General features: G+C 48.5%; 19 protein-coding genes. 9 read left to right on the top strand and 10 right to left on the bottom strand.

Annotated elements, in window-relative coordinates:
• Positions 1 to 23: 23 nt before the first annotated feature.
• From dusB to msrP, 9 genes are all read right to left on the bottom strand, one after another.
• On the bottom strand, positions 24 to 989 hold the full coding sequence (gene dusB / locus LC084_RS13875) for a tRNA dihydrouridine synthase DusB (RefSeq protein ID WP_226571770.1): 966 nt from the start codon (positions 987 to 989) through the stop codon (positions 24 to 26).
• 343 nt (positions 990 to 1,332) lie between these two features.
• Positions 1,333 to 2,214: a 50S ribosomal protein L11 methyltransferase gene (gene prmA / locus LC084_RS13870; protein WP_226571769.1), complete on the bottom strand. Its 882-nt coding sequence runs from the start codon at positions 2,212 to 2,214 to the stop codon at positions 1,333 to 1,335.
• 11 nt (positions 2,215 to 2,225) lie between these two features.
• Positions 2,226 to 3,680, bottom strand: a complete 1,455-nt coding sequence (gene panF, locus LC084_RS13865; RefSeq protein ID WP_226571768.1) for a sodium/pantothenate symporter — start codon at positions 3,678 to 3,680, stop codon at positions 2,226 to 2,228.
• A complete protein-coding gene (locus LC084_RS13860) occupies positions 3,670 to 3,912 on the bottom strand; it encodes a YhdT family protein (RefSeq protein ID WP_226571767.1) in 243 nt (80 codons plus the stop codon). The genes panF and LC084_RS13860 overlap by 11 nt, the downstream gene beginning before the upstream one ends.
• Before the next feature lie 108 nt (positions 3,913 to 4,020).
• A complete protein-coding gene (accC, locus tag LC084_RS13855) occupies positions 4,021 to 5,370 on the bottom strand; it encodes an acetyl-CoA carboxylase biotin carboxylase subunit (protein WP_226571766.1) in 1,350 nt (449 codons plus the stop codon).
• A gap of 10 nt (positions 5,371 to 5,380) precedes the next feature.
• Positions 5,381 to 5,857: an acetyl-CoA carboxylase biotin carboxyl carrier protein gene (gene accB, locus LC084_RS13850; protein WP_226571765.1), complete on the bottom strand. Its 477-nt coding sequence runs from the start codon at positions 5,855 to 5,857 to the stop codon at positions 5,381 to 5,383.
• Between the two features lie 20 nt (positions 5,858 to 5,877).
• Entirely contained in the window at positions 5,878 to 6,330 is a 453-nt protein-coding gene (aroQ, locus tag LC084_RS13845) for a type II 3-dehydroquinate dehydratase (RefSeq protein WP_226571764.1), read from the bottom strand.
• Positions 6,331 to 6,555: 225 nt separating this feature from the next.
• Positions 6,556 to 7,161: a protein-methionine-sulfoxide reductase heme-binding subunit MsrQ gene (gene msrQ, locus LC084_RS13840; protein ID WP_226571763.1), complete on the bottom strand. Its 606-nt coding sequence runs from the start codon at positions 7,159 to 7,161 to the stop codon at positions 6,556 to 6,558.
• A complete protein-coding gene (gene msrP / locus LC084_RS13835) occupies positions 7,162 to 8,166 on the bottom strand; it encodes a protein-methionine-sulfoxide reductase catalytic subunit MsrP (protein WP_226571762.1) in 1,005 nt (334 codons plus the stop codon).
• A gap of 304 nt (positions 8,167 to 8,470) precedes the next feature.
• Between msrP and csrD the strand changes: the two genes are divergently transcribed.
• The 8 genes from csrD (at position 8,471) to tldD (ending at position 20,762) form a co-directional block, all read left to right on the top strand.
• Positions 8,471 to 10,411, top strand: coding sequence for an RNase E specificity factor CsrD (gene csrD / locus LC084_RS13830; RefSeq protein ID WP_226571761.1), 1,941 nt, complete (start codon positions 8,471 to 8,473; stop codon positions 10,409 to 10,411).
• Between the two features lie 302 nt (positions 10,412 to 10,713).
• Entirely contained in the window at positions 10,714 to 11,757 is a 1,044-nt protein-coding gene (mreB, locus tag LC084_RS13825) for a rod shape-determining protein MreB (RefSeq protein ID WP_000913396.1), read from the top strand.
• Between the two features lie 63 nt (positions 11,758 to 11,820).
• Positions 11,821 to 12,843, top strand: a complete 1,023-nt coding sequence (mreC, locus tag LC084_RS13820; protein ID WP_226571760.1) for a rod shape-determining protein MreC — start codon at positions 11,821 to 11,823, stop codon at positions 12,841 to 12,843.
• Positions 12,843 to 13,331, top strand: coding sequence for a rod shape-determining protein MreD (mreD, locus tag LC084_RS13815; protein WP_226571759.1), 489 nt, complete (start codon positions 12,843 to 12,845; stop codon positions 13,329 to 13,331). The genes mreC and mreD overlap by 1 nt, the downstream gene beginning before the upstream one ends.
• A gap of 9 nt (positions 13,332 to 13,340) precedes the next feature.
• Positions 13,341 to 13,934, top strand: coding sequence for a Maf family protein (locus tag LC084_RS13810; RefSeq protein ID WP_226571807.1), 594 nt, complete (start codon positions 13,341 to 13,343; stop codon positions 13,932 to 13,934).
• Positions 13,924 to 15,393, top strand: a complete 1,470-nt coding sequence (rng, locus tag LC084_RS13805) for a ribonuclease G (RefSeq protein WP_226571758.1) — start codon at positions 13,924 to 13,926, stop codon at positions 15,391 to 15,393. Before LC084_RS13810 ends, rng begins: the two co-directional genes overlap by 11 nt.
• A gap of 29 nt (positions 15,394 to 15,422) precedes the next feature.
• Positions 15,423 to 19,229, top strand: coding sequence for an AsmA2 domain-containing protein YhdP (yhdP, locus tag LC084_RS13800; protein ID WP_226571757.1), 3,807 nt, complete (start codon positions 15,423 to 15,425; stop codon positions 19,227 to 19,229).
• Between the two features lie 87 nt (positions 19,230 to 19,316).
• Complete coding sequence (tldD, locus tag LC084_RS13795) at positions 19,317 to 20,762, top strand: metalloprotease TldD (protein WP_226571756.1); 1,446 nt, start codon at positions 19,317 to 19,319, stop codon at positions 20,760 to 20,762.
• A 68-nt stretch (positions 20,763 to 20,830) separates the two neighbouring features.
• Here tldD and aaeR read toward each other — a convergent pair whose 3' ends face one another.
• Positions 20,831 to 21,757, bottom strand: a complete 927-nt coding sequence (gene aaeR / locus LC084_RS13790) for an HTH-type transcriptional activator AaeR (RefSeq protein ID WP_226571755.1) — start codon at positions 21,755 to 21,757, stop codon at positions 20,831 to 20,833.
• Positions 21,758 to 21,945: 188 nt separating this feature from the next.
• Here aaeR and aaeX point away from each other — a divergent pair, with 188 nt between their 5' ends.
• A complete protein-coding gene (gene aaeX / locus LC084_RS13785) occupies positions 21,946 to 22,149 on the top strand; it encodes a p-hydroxybenzoic acid efflux pump operon protein AaeX (protein WP_226571754.1) in 204 nt (67 codons plus the stop codon).

Here is a 22,149-nt window from a genome sequence, read left to right as displayed (position 1 = left end):
TTCTGTCAGCTCTTTATTTCTGTTTACGCAAAATTTTCGAAGTATGCCTCCAACGCCTCCAGCTGTTCGCTGGCATCCTCTATGGCGTTGAATGTGCGCCGAAACTGGTCATTTGGAGCGTGCTCCTGGAGATACCAGGAAACGTGCTTACGTGCAATTCGGTAACCTTTCACATGGCCATAAAAGCCGTGTAATGCCCTAACATGCTCGCATAACAAGCGCTTTACCTCAGCCAGAGGCAGTGGCGCAAGCAACTCTCCAGTGTCCAGATAATGCTGGATTTCCCGAAAGATCCAGGGTCTTCCCTGAGCAGCTCGGCCTATCATCAGGGCATCAGCCCCTGTATAGTCCAGAACCGCTCTGGCTTTAAGCGGGTTTGTAATGTCACCATTCGCGATAACGGGAATGGAAACTGTCTGCTTAACCAGCCGAATATTGTCGTACTCTGCTTCGCCTTCAAACCTGCAGGCGCGCGTGCGTCCATGTATCGTCAGAGCCTGAATACCACAGTGCTCAGCCAGTTGGGCAATTTCTACACAGTTCTGGTGGTCTTTATCCCACCCAGTACGAATCTTTAACGTTACAGGCGCATCAACCGCATTAACCACTGCGGATAAGATGCTTTTAACCAGCTCCGGATACTGCAGTAGTGCTGAGCCTGCAAGCTTACGATTCACTTTTTTCGCCGGGCACCCCATATTGATATCAATAATCTGGGCACCGTTTTGCACGTTAATGCGTGCGGCTTCAGCCATCTCCTCTGGCACGCTGCCGGCAATTTGCACGGTCCGAATGCCGGGTTCATCAATGTGAACCATACGTAGCCGCGACTTGTCACTCGCCCACACTTCCGGGTTAGACGACATCATCTCGGATACGGTAAGTCCGGCACCCATTTCGTAACACAGCGTTCTGAATGGTCGGTCTGTTATCCCCGCCATTGGTGCGGCGATTAACCGGTTTCGAAGCTGATATTGTCCGATTTGCATGAGTGAAGAAATGACCATACTGTGACTGCAAGGCGGCGTATATTACGCATTTTTTACGCGAGATGAAAGGCCAAACTTTGAACAATCCGCTGTTGTAGATCAATGAATCTGTTTCTGGACATGAATGCTTGTTAAATTAATCCTAATAATCATGCAATTACATTTTTATGGTTAAATTGTGCGCTTTAAATTTTTCTTAAAACTTCTTAAAAAGAGGGTATGAAAAGCGCTTCTGGCCGGGATAATATGCTGGAAAAGTGGGTGTGTAAGGCGAATTGCCATAGATAAATTGATTGATAATCAAACAGAAAAGCGCGGTGCGAAAGCACCACGCTGTTGCTTTTTACAAGCAGGTTCCTGTGATTCGGCACCACTCTTCTTTCTCAACGACCGGGTCAAGGGAAAAACGGTCAGTATAGGCATCGCAAACCGAGCTTGCCTGGCTGGCAAGTATACCTGAAAGCCCCAGTACGCCCCCTGTAACGGGCAGGACGCCAATAAGTGGGGCAAGCTCACGTAATGGGCCAGCAAGAATGTTTGCGACCACGACATCCGCTTTCATGTCTTCTGGTTGTTCAGCTGGCAGGTAAAGGGATAAACGGTCGGAAACGCCATTTCGTTCCGCATTGTCCCGGCTGGCTTGAATCGCTTGTGGATCTATATCAATACCGATCGCTTTTGCCGCACCCAGTTTGAGTGCAGCAATTGCCAGGATTCCAGAGCCACAACCAAAATCGATGACTGTTTTCCCTGCCAAATCCAGCCCATCCAGCCATTGCAGGCATAGTGATGTTGTTGGGTGGGTGCCGGTACCGAATGCGAGACCAGGATCCAGCAATACATTAACTGCGCCAGGATCCGGAATATCGCGCCAGCTTGGGCAAATCCATAAACGGTTACCAAATTTCATTGGGTGGAAGTTTTCCATCCACTCACGTTCCCAATCTTTGTCTTCCAGTTGCTCAATTTTATGGTGAAAACCAGATGCCAGCAGTGGATGAACTGACAACTGTGTAATGACATCATTCATATCTGCTTCGGCATCAAACAACCCGATGACATCTGTATCGCCCCACAGGCGTGTTTCACCCGGTAAGGGTTCAAACACCGGGGTGTCATGGGTGTCCTGAAAAGTGACCGAGACTGCGCCCGTTTCCATGATGGCGTCACCGAGATCTTCAGCGGTTTCACCGGTAGCATTAATTTTTAGTTGAATCCATGGCATGGCGTAACTCTTTATTTTTCAAAGTGGGTATTCATACTGGCGATGATGGCAGGGCGCCCAAAGCAATTACCTGCAAGAAAAGCCAGCAAACTCAATAATAGTGACGGGACAATCGGGTGAAAGCCCAAAAACTGTATCTTCAACGTGGCCAGCACAGCATAAAGCACACCACCAACGATCATGGCTGATAACGCGCCTGCAGCATTGGCCTTCTCCCAGTAAAGCCCGAGAACCAGGGGCCAAAGAAATACAGCTTCCAGCCCACCAAAGGCCAGGAGATTCAGCCAGATGATCATCTCCGGTGGATTCCAGGCGGCCAGTAACAGCAAAACACTGAGTATCAGTGTAATCCCGGTTGAGAGCATTTTCAGGCGAGATTCGTTTTGCGACTGATCAGGGCGGCTTCTTAACCAGAGATCTTTAATGATCGTTGCTGATGATTGCAGGAGTTGAGCGTTGATGGTCGACATAATTGCAGCCATCGGTGCAGCCAGAAAGATCCCAGCCAAAACGGGCGGCAAGACGGTGATCATCAATGTTGGGATCACCAGGTCGGGTACCGTCAGGTCAGGCAAAATGGCTCTCCCCAACGCGCCTGCGAGGTGCATACCGAACATCAGTACTGCGACAACGATGGTACCGATAATTATCCCGCTATGGACAGCCTTGCTGTCTTTATAAGAAATACAACGTACAGCAGTGTGGGGCAAACCGATAACGCCGAAACAGACTAACACCCAGAATGAAGCCATAAATGTGGGTGACAGAATATTGTCTGCTCCTTTTGGAGAGACCAACTGAGGATTGATATGCGACAACTTATCCACTGCCATGTGAAGCCCACCAGCCTGGTGAATTATGCCCACAAGCAATAAGATGGTCCCCAGTAGCATGACGACCCCTTGCATTGCGTCATTTAATACACTGGCCCGGAACCCACCAAATGCAGTATAGAGCGCAATTGTTACACCAAATATGAGCAACCCTGTGTCATAAGGAATGCCTGCTGCGGTTTCCAGTAAACGGGCTCCACCAATAAACTGAACCGTCATTGCGCCTAAAAACGCGACAATCAGGCTGAGGCTTGCCAGCCATACCAGCAGGCGGCTTTGGTAACGGGCATACAGCATGTCATTGAGAGTCACGGCGTTGTAGCGGCGTGCAAGAATCGCAAATTTCTTACCAAGAATCCCCAGAGACAACCAGATAGCTGGCAACTGAATCATGGCCAGAAGCACCCAGCCAAGCCCATATTTATAGGCGGCACCGGGGCCTCCGATAAATGAGCTGGCACTGACATAAGTGGTTGTGAGTGTCATGGCGAGGACAAACCCCCCCATAGAACGGCCACCCAGGAAATATTCATTCAAAAAGTTTCCCTGTTTACGCCTGCGGAATGCATAAATAGAAATAGCGAAAACCAGTACTAAGTAGCCGACAAGTGGGAGCAGAACTTCAGTCTTCATGGTTCTCCTCCAACGGAATATCACGGAAGATACGGGTGACCATCACCTTGCATAAAAAAATAAATACCACGGGTACCACCAGGCAGGCAGCTTCAAACCAGTGTGGTAAGCCCGTCACACCCTGAACGGAGTCGGGTAAATATCCCGCAGCAATCCATGCAATTAAATAAAGAAGGGTTAGCCAGAGTGCCCAGCGGGCTTCTCTATGGGCCTGAACAAAGCGCGTGTCCATCGTTATCCCTTGTAAAAGATCAAAGCCGGGATTGTACCTTATGGACGATGAGAGGAAATAAAAAAAGAAAAGGGCCGGTAACCGGCCCCTTTAGATTCCTGCAGAATATTATTTTTCCTGCAGGCCGAGTTTTTTCTCCAGGTAGTGGATATTGGTACCACCATGCTGGAAGTTCTCGTCGCTCATAATACGTGATTGCAGATCAACGTTGGTTTTGATGCCATCAATGATCAGTTCCTGCAACGCATTGCGCATACGGGCAATCGCAACATCGCGAGTTTCACCAAAGCAGATAAGCTTACCTATCATTGAATCGTAATAGGGTGGAACGGTGTAACCTGCGTAAATGTGAGATTCCCAACGAACCCCAAAACCGCCAGGGGCATGGAAACGCGTGATTTTACCTGGGCTTGGCAGGAATGTATTAGGATCTTCGGCGTTAATACGGCATTCAACCGCATGGCCCCGAACCACAACTTCTTCCTGTTTAATAGACAACGGCTGGCCTGCAGCGATACGTAACTGCTCTTTGATCAAGTCAACACCAGTGATCATCTCGGTAACTGGGTGTTCAACCTGAATACGGGTATTCATTTCAATGAAGTAGAACTCACCGTTTTCGAACAGAAACTCGAATGTGCCTGCACCACGATAACCGATGTCCACACAAGCTTTTGCACAGCGTTCGCCAATGTAGCGACGCAGTTCAGGAGTGATTCCCGGCGCTGGTGCTTCTTCCACGACTTTCTGGTGACGGCGTTGCATGGAGCAATCGCGTTCAGCCAGGTAAATGGCATTACCCTGGCCATCAGCCAGTACCTGAATTTCCACGTGACGCGGGTTTTCCAGGTATTTCTCCATGTATACCATGTCGTTGTTGAAAGCAGCTTTTGCTTCCGCACGGGTCATGGTGATGGATTGGGATAAGTCAGCTTCTTTGCGTACAACGCGCATCCCACGGCCACCGCCGCCGCCAGATGCTTTGATAATCACCGGGTAACCAATGCGTTTTGCAATGGCGCGGTTTTTATCCATGTCGTCACCCAGAGGGCCATCAGAACCCGGTACACAAGGAACACCCGTTTTTTTCATCGCGGTAATTGCAGAAACTTTATCACCCATCAGGCGAATCGTTTCTGCTTTCGGGCCGATGAAGATAAAGCCAGACTGCTCAACCTGCTCAGCAAAGTTAGCGTTTTCAGACAGGAAACCATACCCCGGGTGAATAGCGACTGCGCCAGTAATTTCAGCAGCAGCGATAATTGCCGGGATATTCAGGTAACTTTTCACTGATGGCGCCGGTCCAATACAAACCGTTTCATCTGCCAACAGTACGTGTTTTAAATCGCGGTCTGCGGTGGAATGCACAGCAACCGTTTTGATGCCCAACTCTTTGCAGGCACGCAGGATGCGCAATGCAATTTCACCACGGTTGGCGATGACAATTTTATCCAGCATGTTCGCCTCGTTATTCGATGACGACCAGCGGCTCGTCAAATTCAACCGGTTGACCATTTTCTACCAGAATGGCTTTCACAACGCCTGATTTATCCGCTTCAATCTGGTTCATCATTTTCATTGCTTCAACGATACATAAGGTATCGCCAGCACTGACTTTCTGACCCACTTCGATGAAGTTTTTTGCATCCGGGCTTGGCGTGCGATAGAACGTCCCAACCATTGGGGAGCGTACGATGTGACCACTGATCTCAGCAGATGCTTCTTTTACCGGCTCAGCAACAGGAGCTACGGCTGATGAAAGTGCCGGTTGAGGTTGAGCGGCAGGCATGACAGCAGGGGCTGCGTAAGCCTGCTGCATCATGGGGGCCGGGTTCACCACTGCGCGGCTGATGCGAACAGACTCTTCGCCTTCAGAAATTTCCAATTCAGCGATGCCAGACTCTTCAACCAGCTCGATCAGTTTTTTAATCTTACGAATATCCATGAGTGCGTTCCGTACTCTTGTTAGTTTGATTGTGACAGACGTTTTACCGCTGTCTGTAGTGCATATGAATAGCCATCGGCGCCTAAACCACAAATGACGCCAGAAGCAATATCAGATAGATATGAATGATGGCGGAAAGGTTCCCGTGCATGCACATTGCTGAGATGTATTTCTATGAACGGAATGTTCACAGCAAGTAATGCATCACGCAATGCAACGCTGGTGTGCGTATATGCAGCCGGATTTATCAGGATATAGTCAACAATGTCTTTAGCCTGATGAATCCGCTCAATCAGCACATGTTCAGCGTTAGATTGCAGATGATCTAGCTCTATGCCTAAACTTTCTGCTTCTGCTTCCAAATCGGTCACAATCTCGAGTAACGTTTGTGAACCATACTTTTCAGGCTCACGCGTCCCAAGCATATTGAGATTAGGGCCATTCAAAAGCAAAATGTGAAAATTGTCCGCCATCGTGCTGCTATCTCCAGCAATTTTCCAGGTAATTTACAAAATATACCTTAAGGCTGTTATTGTCACCTGAGAGCGCTAAAATAACGCTCCAGAGCGAACCAAAGTCGCACATTATAATGATTTCGTGGCATTTGGCAGCTAAATACTGGTCTTATCAGGGAAGATAATCAACATAGTATGAGTATGGATACTGGTGAGGGGCCTGTGGCATCAGGCCCGTAGGGCTTATCGGCGGCGAAACCACTGGCGAAATGTTTTGTATCGCCATATTAACAGCAAGATGGATGCACCTGCATACAGCAAGGGCAGTGGTGACAAAATTTTCACAGACCAGATATAGTGAACCGGGGCAAGGATCGCAACCAGATACACGCCGTTGTGTAATGTTTGCCAGCGTCGGCCCATCCATTGCTGTATTTTTCGTGTAGACGTTGCTGCCAGCGCCAACAAAATCACCCAACATGCCATACCCAGCGTCAAATAGGGGCGATTAAGGATTTCTTCGCCAAGCAACCGGAATTGTGTTATCCCCAGTTCCAGAAAAAGATAGCTTAATAAATGTAATGATGCCCAGGCAAAACACCATAGCCCGGTTAGCCGTCTTACCCGGATGAGCAGAGGTTGTCTGAGAGATTTCGCCAGTGGCGAAACCAGTAACGTCACCAGTAAACATTTCAGGGCCATTCGGCCAGTAAAATGCTGAATATCCTTCGCCGGGTCTGCACTTAGCCAACCGTAGTGTAATGCAAAAAATAGCCATACCAGTGGTAAAACAGCCAGCAGGTGCAACAGGGCTTTTATGATACGAATATGTTGAAGCGTCAGGCGCACTTAAAAGTTCTCCCGCAGGTTCAGTCCACGGTACAGTGAAGCAACCTGGTCCGCATAACCATTGAACAACAGTGTGGGCTGGCGTTTTACATCGAGAATACCGCCACTACCAATAAACCGCTCTGTTGCCTGTGACCATCGAGGGTGATCAACATGGGGGTTCACATTGGCATAAAAGCCATATTCATCTGGTGCCGCCAGGTTCCAGGTGCAGGGCGGCCTTTCACGCGTCAGTTTGATACTGACTATTGATTTTATGCCTTTGAAACCGTACTTCCACGGAACAATTAAACGCACCGGAGCCCCATTTTGCGGTGGTAAGGCTTTGCCATAAACCCCCGTTGTCAGCAATGTCAGAGGGTGCATCGCTTCATCAATACGTAACCCTTCAACGTAAGGGTATGCCAGCCCTCCCCCAATAAACCTGTCTTTTTGTCCCGGCATCTGGTCTGGGGCGTAACGTGTCGTGAAGGCAACATACTTAGCATTGCTGGTGGGTTCAGCCAAAGCCAGTAGTTTGGCTAAAGGGAAGCCAATCCAGGGAACCACCATCGACCAGGCTTCTACACATCGCATACGGTAAATTCGCTCTTCCAATGGTAATTTTTTATATAAGTCATCGTGGTCAAGAGTGATTTTTTTTGCGACCTCTCCACTTATAGTCAACGTCCACGGGTCGGTAACCAGTGTTCCTGCATTCGCAGCCGGGTCAGCTTTATCCAGGCCAAACTCATAGAAGTTATTATAACCAGTGACTTTATCTTCCGGGGTTAATGTCAATTTTGCTTGCCAGGCCTCTGGGCGGGTAAAGGTCAGCGGTTTGCCTGAAGGGGCGGCAGGTCTGTCATTACCTTTAAACCACGAGAGTACATCTGCCTGTGCTTTTGCCTGCAAGCCAGCACTGGCTACGCCAATGCCCAGCATCTTCAGAACCTGTCGACGCTGCATAAAAAATACGCTTTCATGCGTCACATCATTTTCATTGAGGTGTTTTTTCATTTTCATTATTGATTGCCTTTGTTGCCATGCAGATGTGTCGTTCTTAAGCATGGCGGGCAGAATCAGATGAAGCCAGTTTCAAATATTCAACTTTCTGTTAAGACTTATGTGACCAGAGCAAATTTTAAGAGGGCAGACTTGTCTGTGCTGCTTGCAGAGGTGTGCTGAGAAAAACCCTGGAGAGCGCAGTTATATTTGCTAGTATGCAGTGTGTTTTACGTGCATCTGTTTTTCATGGCTGGCTCTGCTCATTTCGAACGAGTCTGCATATTATCCAATTAACGAGGTGCCCGACGGAGTTCACACAAGGATGCGACTGACAACAAAATTTTCTGCCATTGTGACGTTACTGTCAGGGCTGGCTATGCTGGCTGTCCTGATCGGGTGTTCATGGAGTTTTTATACCGCGGTTCAGGTGAAGCTGGATCAGCGGGTGCGGGCGATCGCCACGATTGTTGATAATCGTCTGCTCGAGTACCCACCGGAAACCCAGTCTCGTTTTTTCGATGAAATAATGACGCCGGTCGATGTGGTACGGATGGTTATCCGTCAGGACGGCGTGCCTATTTTTCTGCATGACCAGCCTGAAGGATATAATCCTGCGGGTCTTGCACAGCAGTACAAATCACTGAATGTTCCCCTGGTCAAACATCCGGGTATGACACTGACACTGGTCTGGATGGATCCGATGGCCAATTACTTTCATTCTATATTGGCAACCACGCCATTATCTCTTGCCGTTTTATTTATCGTAATAATGGTGTTGCTTGCTGTTTGGTGGACCAAAAGGCAGTTCCAGGGGCTGGAGCATCTGGAGGCCCGGGCTATTCGTATTCTTAAAGGTGAGCGTCGGGCCGGGATTCGCGGAACGATGGATGAATGGCCCCATAATCTAAGTAGTGCGCTGGATGTCCTTCTGGCAGATATTCACAATGCTGGTGAGCAAAAAGGCCGGGTGGAGAACCTGATTCGTGCTTATGCAGCCCAGGACTCCAGAACAGGCCTGAATAATCGTCTGTTTTTTGATAACCAGCTGGCAACCTTGCTCGAAGGGCAGGATAACGTACAGAGTCACGGTGTCGTCATGATGATTCGGCTGCCTGACTTTGACATGTTACATGAAACCTGGGGCCGAAATGTTGTCGATGATTATCTCTACAGCCTGGTGAACATGCTTTCAACATTTATAATGCGTTACCCAGGGGCATTGTTGGCGCGTTACTACCACAGTGATTTTGCCGTACTACTGCCACACCGCTCATTAAAAGAAGCCGGAAGTATTGCCAGCCAGCTACTCAATGCTGTCGATGCACTTCCGCCAACGCCCATGCTGGACAGGAACGACATGTTACATATTGGTGTAACGGCATGGCGTAGTGGGCAAACAACTGAGCAGGTGATGGAACAGGTTGAGGTGGCTACCCGGGAAGCGATGCTTCACGGTGGTAATGGCTGGTCAACATGGGATGAAACAACGCCAGAAAAAGTACGAGGTAATGTGCGTTGGCGTACCTTGCTGGAAGGTGTTTTACAACGAGGTGGCCCGCGAATTTACCAAAAGCCAGCCGTTATGCGAGATGGAGTGGTGCACCACCGGGAGCTATTGTGTCGGATATTTGACGGCCAGCAGGAGGTTCTGGCGGCTGAGTATATGCCAGTAGTGCAACAGTTTGGCCTTGCTGATTCCTGGGACAGGCAAATGATTAGCAGAGGCATTCAGTTACTCCAGTTCTGGCCTGAAGAAACCTTCGCATTCTCAATTACAGTGGATTCTCTGCTGCGTCCTCCCTTTCAGCGTTGGTTGCGTGACACCCTCATGCAATGTGAGAAATCGTTAAGGCGACGAATTATTTTGGAACTCCCAGAGGCTGATGTGTGTCAACATATCGGTCGTCTGCAATCTGTTATTCGGTTAATCAAGGCATTGGGTAGTAGAGTTGCTGTTAACCAGGCTGGTCTGACCTTGGTCAGCACTTCCTATATAAAGGAACTGAATGTTGAGCTGATCAAACTTCATCCCGGCCTTGTGCGTAACATTGAAAAACGCACAGAAAACCAGTTGCTGATACGGAGCCTTGTTGAGGCGTGTACCGGCATGCAGACACGCGTCTTTGCCACTGGCGTTAGGGCTCGTGGTGAATGGCAAACGTTAATAGATCGTGGTGTCAGTGGTGCGCAAGGTGATTTTATCGCGGCAACACAGGCACTGGATACTAACGTAAAAAAATATTTGCAAAGATACTCGGTTTAACCTGCCGTTTGTGATGTTTTCACGTAGAATAACGTCCGCTGAATCCTATGGGAGCCTCGGCTTGCCGGACGGAGTATCTCAGCAAACCGGACAATTTATGGCCAGCCATGTAACAAATTATAAAGTTGCTTAGTGGCATTTTACTGGTACACCGGGCGCCAGATAGCAACTTTGTAAAGCTGGAAATGAATTGCACTATTTTTCACTGATGCAGAACGTTTTTGCGCCTTGTCGCTGCATTGAGTGGTTGGTAAAGTAAGCGGATTTTGTTTCCGCCCCAGCTTGCAGGATTATCCCTTAGTATGTTGAAAAAATTTCGTGGCATGTTTTCCAACGACCTGTCCATTGACCTGGGTACCGCGAATACCCTCATTTATGTAAAAGGACAGGGCATTGTGTTGAATGAGCCTTCTGTTGTGGCCATTCGCCAGGACCGCGCAGGTTCACCGAAAAGTGTGGCTGCAGTAGGCCATGATGCAAAACAAATGCTTGGCCGTACACCTGGCAACATTGCTGCTATTCGCCCTATGAAAGATGGCGTAATTGCTGACTTTTTCGTGACCGAAAAAATGTTGCAGCACTTTATCAAACAAGTGCATAGCAATAGCTTTATGCGCCCAAGCCCGCGTGTACTGGTTTGTGTACCTGTTGGTGCTACTCAGGTTGAACGCCGGGCTATCCGTGAATCCGCACAAGGTGCTGGTGCACGTGAAGTCTTTCTGATTGAAGAGCCGATGGCTGCTGCGATTGGTGCAGGTTTGCCAGTTTCTGAAGCAACAGGTTCTATGGTTGTGGATATTGGTGGTGGTACGACTGAAGTTGCCGTCATCTCCCTTAATGGTGTGGTGTATTCTTCTTCTGTGCGTATTGGCGGTGACCGTTTTGATGAAGCTATTATCAACTATGTGCGTCGCAACTATGGCTCGCTGATTGGTGAAGCCACAGCAGAACGTATTAAGCATGAGATTGGTTCTGCTTACCCGGGCGATGAAGTTCGTGAAATTGAAGTCCGTGGGCGTAACCTTGCCGAAGGTGTACCTCGTGGGTTCACGCTGAACTCAAATGAAATCCTTGAAGCCTTGCAGGAACCTTTGACTGGTATTGTTAGTGCAGTTATGGTCGCGCTTGAACAGTGTCCACCAGAACTGGCTTCTGATATCTCTGAACGCGGCATGGTTCTGACAGGTGGTGGTGCGTTGTTGCGCAATTTGGACCGCTTGTTAATGGAAGAAACGGGCATTCCTGTTGTTGTTGCTGAAGATCCTCTGACGTGTGTTGCTCGTGGCGGTGGTAAAGCGCTGGAAATGATCGATATGCACGGCGGTGATTTGTTCAGCGAAGAGTAATTAATGCTGAAAGGGGCAATCGCCAGATTGCCCTTGTTGCCAGCCCAGGAATACGCATAGCCTATGAAGCCTATTTTTAGCCGTGGCCCTTCGCTACAGATTCGCCTTTTTCTGGCCGTAGCGGTGGCGCTGGGCGTCATTGTTGCGGACAGCCGCCTGGGTATGTTTAGTCAGATCCGGGCCTATATGGATACGGCTGTCAGCCCTTTCTATTTTATCTCCAATGGTCCACGTGCATTGCTGGACAGTGTGTCACAGACCCTGGCGTCGCGAGATCAGCTTGAGCTGGAAAATCGTGCTCTTCGTCGTGAGTTATTGTTAAAGAACAGTGATTTGCTTCTTCTTGGCCAGTACCGCCAAGAAAATGCACGTTTACGTGAATTACTGGGCTCTCCATTGCGTCAGGATGAGCAAAAAATGGTGACTCAGGTGATTTCGGCGGGGACTGATCCTTACAGTGACCAGGTCGTTATTGATAAAGGCAGCGTGAATGGTGTTTATGAAGGCCAGCCAGTTATCAGTGACAAAGGTGTTGTCGGGCAGGTTGTTGCTGTCGCTAAATTTACCAGTCGGGTGTTGTTAATTTGCGATGCTACACACGCTTTACCTATTCAGGTATTGCGTAATGACATCCGTGTTATTGCCGCAGGTAACGGTTGCTCAGATGATCTCCAGCTTGAACATTTACCGGCCAATACGGATATCCGGGTAGGGGATGTGTTAGTAACATCGGGCCTGGGTGGGCGCTTCCCAGAAGGTTACCCAGTGGCTGTCGTTTCTTCTGTCAAACTGGATACACAACGTGCTTATACAGTTATCCAGGCTCGCCCTACTGCAGGCTTACAGCGATTACGCTATTTGTTATTGCTGTGGGGAGCAGATCGTCAAGGGTTACATCCAATGACACCGGACGAAGTCCACCGTGTCGCTAATGAACGTCTGATGCAAATGATGCCGCAAGTGTTGCCCGCTCCTGGTCAAATGGGCCCACCCGCGCCAATGCCCGCACCGGCAACTGGCCTGTCGCAGCCGCCAGTTTCCACCGAGCCTCAAAACAGAACACCATCCTTGCAGGGAGGTCAGTAGTGGCGAGCTATCGTAGTCAGGGGCGCTGGGTAATTGTTTTATCTTTTATCATTGCGTTGATACTGCAGGTTATGCCATGGCCGGAACAAATCATTGTTTTCCGTCCTGATTGGGTATTGCTGATCCTGATTTACTGGATACTGGCATTGCCGCACAGGGTAAATGTTGGCACCGGATTTATAATGGGAGCCATACTTGATCTGATCAGTGGCTCAACTTTGGGTATCAGAGCACTATCACTTAGCATTATTGCTTACCTGGTTGCTTTAAAGTTTCAACTATTACGCAACCTGGCTTTATGGCAACAGGCATTAGTGATTGTCGTGCTCTCTCTGGCTGCTGAGTTACTTGTTTTCTGGGCTGAGTTTTTGGTGATTGACGTAACATTCCATCCAGAGATTTACTGGAGCAGTGTTGTCAACGGCGTGCTTTGGCCTTGGATCTTTTTACTTATGCGCAAAGTGCGCCAGCAATTTGCCGTGCAGTAGCAGGTAATGATGACTACATTGTATCTCGCTTCAGGTTCACCTCGTCGGCAGGAATTGCTGACTCAGCTTGGCGTCTCATTTGAACGTATTGTTACGGGTGTTGATGAAGTCCGCCAACAAGGGGAAACTGCACAGCAGTACGTCTCCCGCCTCGCCAGGGATAAAGCTAATGCTGGGGTTGCTATGGCTGGGCAGGATTTGCCGGTTTTAGGAGCCGATACCATTGTGGTATTAAATGGAGAAGTTCTTGAAAAACCGCAGGATCAAGCTCATGCCTGTGCTATGTTACAGTTACTCTCCGGAAAAACGCATCAGGTTATGACTGCGGTTGCTATTGCCGATAGCATCCATTTGCTTGATTGCCTGGTGGTGACTGAAGTGACATTTCGCCCGTTATCAGAGCGTGATATTGCGGAGTATGTTGCATCAGGAGAACCGATGGATAAAGCCGGAGCGTATGGAATTCAGGGGATAGGAGGGCGTTTTGTGAGGAAAATTAATGGTAGTTATCACGCCGTTGTTGGCCTGCCTCTGGTTGAAACTGATGCATTAATAGCAACGTTTAGTGCGTTACGCGAAGGAAAAAGCAATCATGACGGCTGAGTTATTAGTCAATATTACCCCTTCTGAAACTCGAGTGGCTTACATTGATGGTGGAATTCTGCAAGAGATCCACATCGAACGTGAAGCTCGACGGGGAATTGTAGGCAATATCTACAAAGGTCGCGTGAGTCGCGTACTTCCGGGCATGCAGGCGGCATTTGTAGATATTGGCCTTGATAAAGCAGCATTCTTACATGCCTCCGATATCATGCCGCACACTGAATGTGTTGCAGGTGAAGAACAGAAAAACTTCACAGTTCGGGATATTTCTGAGCTGGTTCGCCAGGGGCAAGATTTAGTTGTTCAAGTGGTGAAAGACCCTCTCGGCACCAAAGGTGCCCGTTTGACGACTGATATTACACTCCCTTCTCGCTATTTGGTTTTTATGCCAGGCGCATCCCATGTTGGTGTGTCTCAACGAATTGAAAGTGAGGAAGAGCGCGAGCGTCTCAAACACGTCGTGAGTGTTTATTGCGATGAAATGGGCGGCTTTATCATTCGTACAGCAGCGGAAGGTGTGTGTGAGAAAGACCTGGCCTCCGATGCTGCGTATCTTAAGCGCGTCTGGCGCAAGGTGATTGAGCGTCGTAAACGCCATCAGACCCGGTGCCAACTTTATGGTGAGTTAGCACTGGCTCAGCGTGTACTACGTGATTTTGCCGATGCCTCATTGGATAGAATCCGTGTTGATTCCCGGCTCACATATGAAATGCTGCTGGAGTTTACTGCTGAATATATCCCGGATATGACAACCAAACTGGAGCATTACAGTGGTCGTCAACCTATCTTCGATCTCTACGATGTCGAAAATGAAATCCAGCGGGCTCTTGAACGCAAGGTCGAACTAAAATCTGGTGGGTATTTAATAATCGACCAGACAGAAGCAATGACCACCATTGATATCAATACGGGTGCTTTTGTTGGGCATCGGAATCTTGATGACACCATTTTTAACACCAACATTGAAGCGACTCAGGCTGTCGCCCGGCAGTTACGCCTGCGTAACCTGGGCGGGATTATTATCATCGATTTCATTGATATGAGTAACGATGATCATCGCCGTCGGGTATTACACTCCCTGGAACAGGCACTGAGCAAAGATCGTGTAAAAACCAGTGTTAATGGTTTTTCCGCCCTTGGGTTGGTGGAAATGACCCGTAAACGTACACGTGAAAGCGTGGAACATGTTCTGTGCAGTGAGTGCCCAACGTGCCATGGGCGTGGAACTGTAAAAACAGTCGAAACCGTCTGCTACGAAATCATGCGTGAAATTGTGCGTGTTCATCATGCTTATGATTCTGATCGTTTCCTGGTTTATGCTTCTCAGGCAGTTGCTGAAGCATTGAAAAGCGAAGAATCTCATGCGCTGGCTGAAGTAGAAATTTTCGTAGGTAAACAAGTTAAAGTTCAGATAGAGCCGCTCTATAATCAGGAGCAGTTTGATGTGGTCATGATGTAGCACTGCCGCCAGCAGACAAGGAGAGAAATGTGAAGCGACTGCCGGGCATTTTGCTGCTCATCTTTGCTGCATTGGTTGTCGCTATTGCGCTACTGGTCAGTGGGTTGCGCCTTGCCTTACCGCATCTGAATAGTTGGCGAGAACCTGTTCTGGCGAAAGTAGAGCAGCTTACAGGTATACCTGTTGAGGTTAGTGAAGTACACGCCTCCTGGCAGTCGTTTGGACCTACTCTGGATATTCGGGATGTGAATGTCCTTCTTAAAGACAGAGGTACACTCACAATAAAGAGGGTAACTCTGGCGCTGGATATCTGGCAAAGCCTGTTGCACTCTCGCTGGCAATTCCGTGATCTTACCTTTTATCAACTTAATGCAGTGACCAATACTGCCATTTCTCATAATGGTGAAACGACCGATTTTGAGGCCAGTAAACTCAATGACCTGTTTTTACGGCAGTTTGACCACTTCGATTTACGCGACAGCAACATTAGCTTCTTAACGTTATCAGGCCAGAGGGCGAACTTACATATTCCACATTTAACTTGGCTGAATGGTAATAAGCGCCATCGTGCTGAAGGGGAGATAAGTCTGTCCAGCTTTAACGGGCAGCATGGGCTGGTTAATGTGCGGATGGATTTACGTGATCAAAACGGTACGCTGAACTCCGGGCAAATTTGGATGCAGGCCGATGATGTGGATGTTAAACCCTGGTTCAGTGAATGGATGCAGGACAATATCAAACTGAACCGTGCGCGTTTCAGCATGGCCACTTGGGTGAATATTAAAGATGGTGGCCTTGAGAGTGCGGATATCTGGCTACAAAAAGGTGGCGCTGAGTGGTCTGGCGCAAAATTCCAACATCAGCTTTCTGTACAGAACCTACTTACTCATGTTAGCAAGCTGGGTAATGGCTGGCAGGTGCAATTTCCATTATCAGGGCTGAAACTGGATGATCAGTCCTGGTCGCAGGGAAATATGGTGCTTGCCTGGCTTCCGGATGCAACAAAAAAACTGGCAGAGCCCACATTATCTGGGGGAGAAGTTAGAATTCGGGCAAATCAGTTAACTCCAGATTACCTGGCACCTTTACTCCCATTAGCTGAAACATTCGCCCCAAAATTTGTCGATGTCTGGCGAACCCTGCACCCGGCAGGAAATATAGACTCATTGGCTTTGGATATTCCTTTACAGCACCCAGAAACACTGCGTATGCAGGCTCAATGGCATGATCTTTCATGGAATCAGTGGAAATTACTGCCCGGCGCACAACATGTTTCCGGCAATATTATGGGAAGTCTGCGCAATGGTCGTCTGAATATGAATATTCACGATGCCAGTATGCCCTATGAGCATGTGTTTCGTGCCCCATTAGAAATAGCGCAAGGTAATGCCACTGTGCGCTGGCAGGATGATGCTCAAGGCTTGCGTATTGATGGTAGTAATATCAATGTGCAGGCTAATGGCGTACAGGCACATGGCGATTTTAGTTTTCAACACCCGGAAGGCGACCAACCCTGGCTTAAAATACTTGCCGGGATCACGGCAACTGATGGGGGGCAGGCGTGGCGCTATTTCCCAGAAAACCTGATGGGTAAACCACTGGTGGATTATCTCAGTGGTGCGATTAAAGCCGGTAAAGCGCAAAATGCGACCTTGGTTTACTCAGGAAACCCACATTTCTTCCCCTACCAGCATAATGAAGGCCAGTTCCAGGTCTTTGTTCCGCTTAAAGACGCGACCTTTGCTTTCCAGCCTGACTGGCCCGCATTGCAACACCTCGATATTGACCTTGATTTCCGCAATGATGGTTTGTGGATGAAGTCACCAAAAGTGGCTCTGGGTGGTGTTACCGCCAGTAATCTGGATGCTGTCATTCCTGATTATGCCAAAGAAAAACTGTTTATTGATGCCGATATCAAAGGGCCTGGTGAGGCTGTTGGGCCCTATTTTAAACAAACACCTTTAGCACAAACCCTTGGTACAACACTGGATGAACTAAAACTAAAGGGGGATGTAAGTGCTCGCTTACATTTAGCTATCCCTCTGGATGGTGAAATGACGACAGCACAAGGGAATGTCTCTCTGAGCAATAACACGTTGTCTGTGGTTCCCCTCAACACGACATTGCACCACTTGAATGGCGAATTTAGCTTTAATAACGGTAATTTAAAGAGTGGGCCACTGCAGGCGACCTGGTTCAATCAGCCTCTCATGGTCGATTTCACGACAGAAGAGCAGGAAAAAGCGTATCAAGTCAATATTAACCTGAATGGTAACTGGCAGGCGGCCAGTACAGGTGTATTGCCTGCGGCGCTCAGCCAGAATCTGAAAGGTGCTTTCGGCTGGAAAGGGAGTGTTGGTGTGACGCTGCCGTATCATGGCGATACAACCTGGCAGGTTGGACTTACCGGCGATCTGAAGAATGTAAGTAGTCACTTACCTGCGCCAGCTTCCAAACCAGCCGGGCAATCTCTGCCGCTGGTCATCAACACCAAAGGTGATATGCGCGGCTTTTCACTGACAGGAAGTCTTGGGCAAACCACACATTTTAATAGCCACTGGTTACTCAATAAAAAACTAACACTGGACCGGGCTATCTGGGTTTCTGATTCGCACAGTATTCCTCCATTACCTCAAGAGCCAGTGGTTGAACTTAACCTTCCACCATTGGATGGTGCTCAGTGGTTGTCCGTTTTGCAAGCGGGTACTGCCGAGACAGTGAGCCACAGTGCTAGTTTCCCCGAAGCGTTAACATTACGAACACCCTCACTCCAGTTTGCCGGACAAACTTGGAACAACCTCAGTTTGGTCACGCACAAAGTTGCTGACAGCACGGTTGTAGAAGTGAATGGACGTGAGATCAATGGCAAGTTAACCCGCCGTGAAAATACGCCATGGGATGTATCGTTGAGCTACCTTTACTATAACCCGGCTTTATCTGAGTTAACTGCTGATAAGAAAGTAGAAAGTGCGTCGTCGGTTCCAGATAGTGCTGTTGATTTTAGTCAGTGGCCAGATTTGAATATTCGCTGTGCAGAGTGTTGGTTGATGGGGCAGAAATATGGCCGTATTAACGCAGACTTGGCGATTAAGGGTAACACGCTTACTTTAACTCAGGGCCTTATCGATACTGGCTTTGCCCGGTTGACGGCGAGTGGTGAGTGGGTTAACCAACCGGGTGGTGAAAGAACATCCCTTAAAGGCGTATTGAGTGGTAAATCGCTCGATAAAGCGACAGGCTTTTTTGGTGTCGGTACACCGTTGCAGGGGGCTTCTTTTCATAGTGATTATGACCTGCACTGGCGAGATCTCCCCTGGCGCCCTGATGTGGCTTCACTGAATGGGGTGATCAAAACCCAGTTGGGTAAAGGCAAAATATCGGAACTGGAAACCGGCCATGCCGGCCAGTTACTGCGCCTGGTTAGTTTTGATGCCTTATTGCGTAAGTTGCGCTTTGATTTCAGTGATACTTTCGGCAGTGGTTTTTATTTTGACTCCATTCGCAGCACTGCCTGGATTAAAGACGGCATGTTACACACCGATGATACATTGGTGGATGGGCTGGAAGCCGATATCGCAATGAAAGGCACAATAGATTTGGTCAACCGGCAGCTGAACATTGAAGCGGCTGTTGCACCTGAAATTTCCGCGACAGTGGGTGTGGCAACGGCTTTTGCGGTAAACCCAATTGTTGGTGCGGCAGTATTCGCTGCCAGCAAAGTTCTGGGGCCATTGTGGAGCAAAATTGCATTACTACGCTACCAAATTACTGGCCCGATAGATAAGCCACGCATCAACGAAGTATTGCGGCAACCTCGTAAAACAGCCACGCAATGATTTGACGTTAGCGATGAATTACCGCAAGCTCAATAGATAAAACATTTCACCACCAGTTAGGTGGTCAGCATAAGAGTAATGAGCACGATGAGTCTGAATCTGGTAACCGAGCAGTTATTGTCCGCGAATGGATTAAGTCATCAAGACTTGTTTTCTATCCTGGGTCAATTATCACAGCGTCGCCTCGATTATGGCGATCTCTACTTCCAGTCCAGCTATCATGAATCCTGGGTGTTGGAAGACCGTATTATTAAAGATGGTTCATGGAATATTGACCAGGGTGTCGGTATTCGTGCAATAAGCGGTGAAAAAACCGGGTTTGCTTATGCAGACCAGATTAGCCTGGAAGCATTGCAACAGAGTGCGCAAGCCGCACGTAGTATTGTTCAAGAGCAAGGAGAAGGGCAAACCAAAGCGTTTAGTGCCATAGAAACCCCCGCACGTTATATGCAGCTCGACCCACTTCAAGGTATGAGCCGCGAAGAGAAACTGGATATTTTACGCCGTGTAGATAACGTGGCGCGTTCTGCTGATGCCCGCGTGAAAGAAGTGAATGCCAGCCTGACGGGTGTGTACGAGTTAATACTGGTTGCAGCTACTGATGGCACCCTGGCAGCCGATGTTCGTCCGCTGGTACGTTTATCGGTAAGTGTGCAGGTTGAAGAGGATGGCAAACGCGAGCGCGGCTCAAGTGGCGGTGGCGGGCGGTTTGATTATGCCTGGTTCCTTGAAGAAGAAGATGGTGCTGCCAGGGCTGATGCATGGGCACGCGAAGCCGTGCGTATGGCGCTGATCAATTTATCTGCTGTTGCTGCCCCTGCAGGTACGCTGCCGGTTGTATTAGGCGCTGGGTGGCCAGGTGTACTGTTGCATGAAGCAGTAGGCCATGGGCTGGAAGGTGATTTTAACCGCCGTGGAACCTCTGTATTTAGTGGGCAGATGGGTAAGCTGGTGGCATCTGAGCTTTGCACTGTTGTTGACGATGGCACTTTGGCAAATCGCCGCGGTTCGGTTGCGATTGATGATGAAGGTGTTCCAGGCCAGTACAACGTGCTGATTGAAAACGGCGTACTCAAAGGATTTATGCAGGATAAAATGAACGCCCGCCTGATGAATTTGCCACCAACAGGTAATGGCCGCCGCGAATCTTATGCCCACTTGCCCATGCCACGTATGACAAACACCTATATGTTGGCGGGTAAATCTACACCAGAAGACATTATTGCATCCGTTGAGTATGGCTTGTATGCCCCAAATTTTGGCGGCGGTCAGGTTGATATTACATCCGGAAAATTCGTTTTCTCCACATCAGAAGCCTATTTAATTGAAAAAGGGAAAGTGACCAAGCCGGTGAAAGGGGCAACGCTTATCGGTTCTGGTATCGAAACGATGCAACAGATTTCAATGGTTGGTAATGATCTGCGTTTAGATAACGGTGTCGGCGTCTGCGGTAAAGAGGGGCAAAGTGTCCCCGTTGGTGTAGGGCAACCAACGCTTAAAGTGGATAACTTAACGGTTGGCGGAACAGCCTGATTAAGAAAAAACTGCAAAACCGAGTTGCACACCAGGCCGCCGTTTTTAACGGCGGCTTATTTTTACCCTTAAAGGTTATGGCGACCATGCATTTTCTGGTAAGTCTCTGCAACGTTTACAAAATATTCTGTCAGCCAGTTAATGCAGACCTGCACTTTCAGCGGTAACTTATCTTTTTGAGTATACAGCGCATAAACCGGACGAGGATCCGACTGGTAGCGGGGCAACAATATTTCCAGCGTTCCCTGTTTTATTTCATCCAGTACCCACATAAGTGGCACATAGGCAATTCCTGCTCCTTCACTCAACCAACGCGATAGCGTCATGGGGTCGTTCGTTACAAAACGCCCTTGAGGTGTCATGCGGATAGTAATGCCTTCGGGGGCGATTAAGTCAAACTCATTATCCGGGCGAACACTGTATTCCAGCCAGGAGTGATTACTCATGTCCGCGGGTTTTTCCGGGATACCGTATTGGTTTAGGTAGGACTTTGCTGCACAGATAACCATAGGCATGGCACCCAATCGGCGGGAAAACAGGCTGGAGTCACTCAGTGCACCAACCCGAATAACCACATCCAGCCCATCTGAAATCAGATCTGGTGCCGGTATACCTGTTACCAGGTTAACAGACAGGCCTGGATACTCTTTAAGCATATCGGCTGTCATTACGGCCAGAATGTTGTGTGCCATTGTCGAAGAACACCCAATGCGCAGCGTTCCTATTGGTGTGTTGTTAAACGCGTACAGCTGTTCATGCACTTCACGTGCCTCGTGCAACATGCGCCGACAGCCCTGGTAGTAAATTTTCCCCGCTTCAGTCAGGCCCAGGCTGCGAGTGCTGCGGTTCAGGAGTTTTACCTGGAGTTCATTTTCCAGTTTGGCAATAGTCTGGCTTATCGACGAGACACTCATTTGTAATTGCCTTGCCGCGGCAGTGAAACTCCCCAGTTCAACTACTTTGGCAAAGACGGACATCCGTTTAAGTCGTTCCATTATTCACTCTGGCTTAAAAGTGATTTAGATCACAGATTATAGATAACAGCATAACAGTTACGTTAATATATTATTATTAGATTGAGCACTGCGTAGTCTTCCTGCCTACAAAATCTTCGTTTGATGTGGCTGCGGAGTGTTAACAACATATTAATTATATCGCCTGCTCCGTTCATATCAGGACAAAAATGACTCTATTTCCGGTTATTGTAGTATTCGGCCTTTCTTTTCCGCCGATTTTTTTCGAGCTGTTATTATCGCTCGCCTTATTTTGGGGGCTACGTAAAGTGTTGGTGCCTACTGGCATCTATGATTTTGTTTGGCACCCTGCATTATTCAATACAGCTCTGTATTGTTGTCTATTCTGGTTGATAACCCGCCTGTTTGTTTGA

It is taken from the genome of Mangrovibacter yixingensis (assembly GCF_020523985.1).
Classification (GTDB): domain Bacteria; phylum Pseudomonadota; class Gammaproteobacteria; order Enterobacterales; family Enterobacteriaceae; genus Mangrovibacter; species Mangrovibacter yixingensis.
This window is presented reverse-complemented; position numbering and strand designations above follow the sequence as displayed.

Coding starts and splice junctions, on each gene's coding strand:
- LC084_RS13860 (WP_226571767.1), bottom strand. CDS start 3,912: ATGGACACGCGCTTTGTTCAGGCCCATAGAGAAGCCCGCTGGGCACTC.
- panF (WP_226571768.1), bottom strand. CDS start 3,680: ATGAAGACTGAAGTTCTGCTCCCACTTGTCGGCTACTTAGTACTGGTT.
- accC (WP_226571766.1), bottom strand. CDS start 5,370: ATGCTGGATAAAATTGTCATCGCCAACCGTGGTGAAATTGCATTGCGC.
- msrP (WP_226571762.1), bottom strand. CDS start 8,166: ATGAAAATGAAAAAACACCTCAATGAAAATGATGTGACGCATGAAAGC.
- mreB (WP_000913396.1), top strand. CDS start 10,714: ATGTTGAAAAAATTTCGTGGCATGTTTTCCAACGACCTGTCCATTGAC.
- aaeX (WP_226571754.1), top strand. CDS start 21,946: ATGACTCTATTTCCGGTTATTGTAGTATTCGGCCTTTCTTTTCCGCCG.
- LC084_RS13810 (WP_226571807.1), top strand. CDS start 13,341: ATGACTACATTGTATCTCGCTTCAGGTTCACCTCGTCGGCAGGAATTG.
- mreC (WP_226571760.1), top strand. CDS start 11,821: ATGAAGCCTATTTTTAGCCGTGGCCCTTCGCTACAGATTCGCCTTTTT.
- aaeR (WP_226571755.1), bottom strand. CDS start 21,757: ATGGAACGACTTAAACGGATGTCCGTCTTTGCCAAAGTAGTTGAACTG.
- prmA (WP_226571769.1), bottom strand. CDS start 2,214: ATGCCATGGATTCAACTAAAAATTAATGCTACCGGTGAAACCGCTGAA.
- csrD (WP_226571761.1), top strand. CDS start 8,471: ATGCGACTGACAACAAAATTTTCTGCCATTGTGACGTTACTGTCAGGG.
- accB (WP_226571765.1), bottom strand. CDS start 5,857: ATGGATATTCGTAAGATTAAAAAACTGATCGAGCTGGTTGAAGAGTCT.
- dusB (WP_226571770.1), bottom strand. CDS start 989: ATGCAAATCGGACAATATCAGCTTCGAAACCGGTTAATCGCCGCACCA.
- aroQ (WP_226571764.1), bottom strand. CDS start 6,330: ATGGCGGACAATTTTCACATTTTGCTTTTGAATGGCCCTAATCTCAAT.
- tldD (WP_226571756.1), top strand. CDS start 19,317: ATGAGTCTGAATCTGGTAACCGAGCAGTTATTGTCCGCGAATGGATTA.
- rng (WP_226571758.1), top strand. CDS start 13,924: ATGACGGCTGAGTTATTAGTCAATATTACCCCTTCTGAAACTCGAGTG.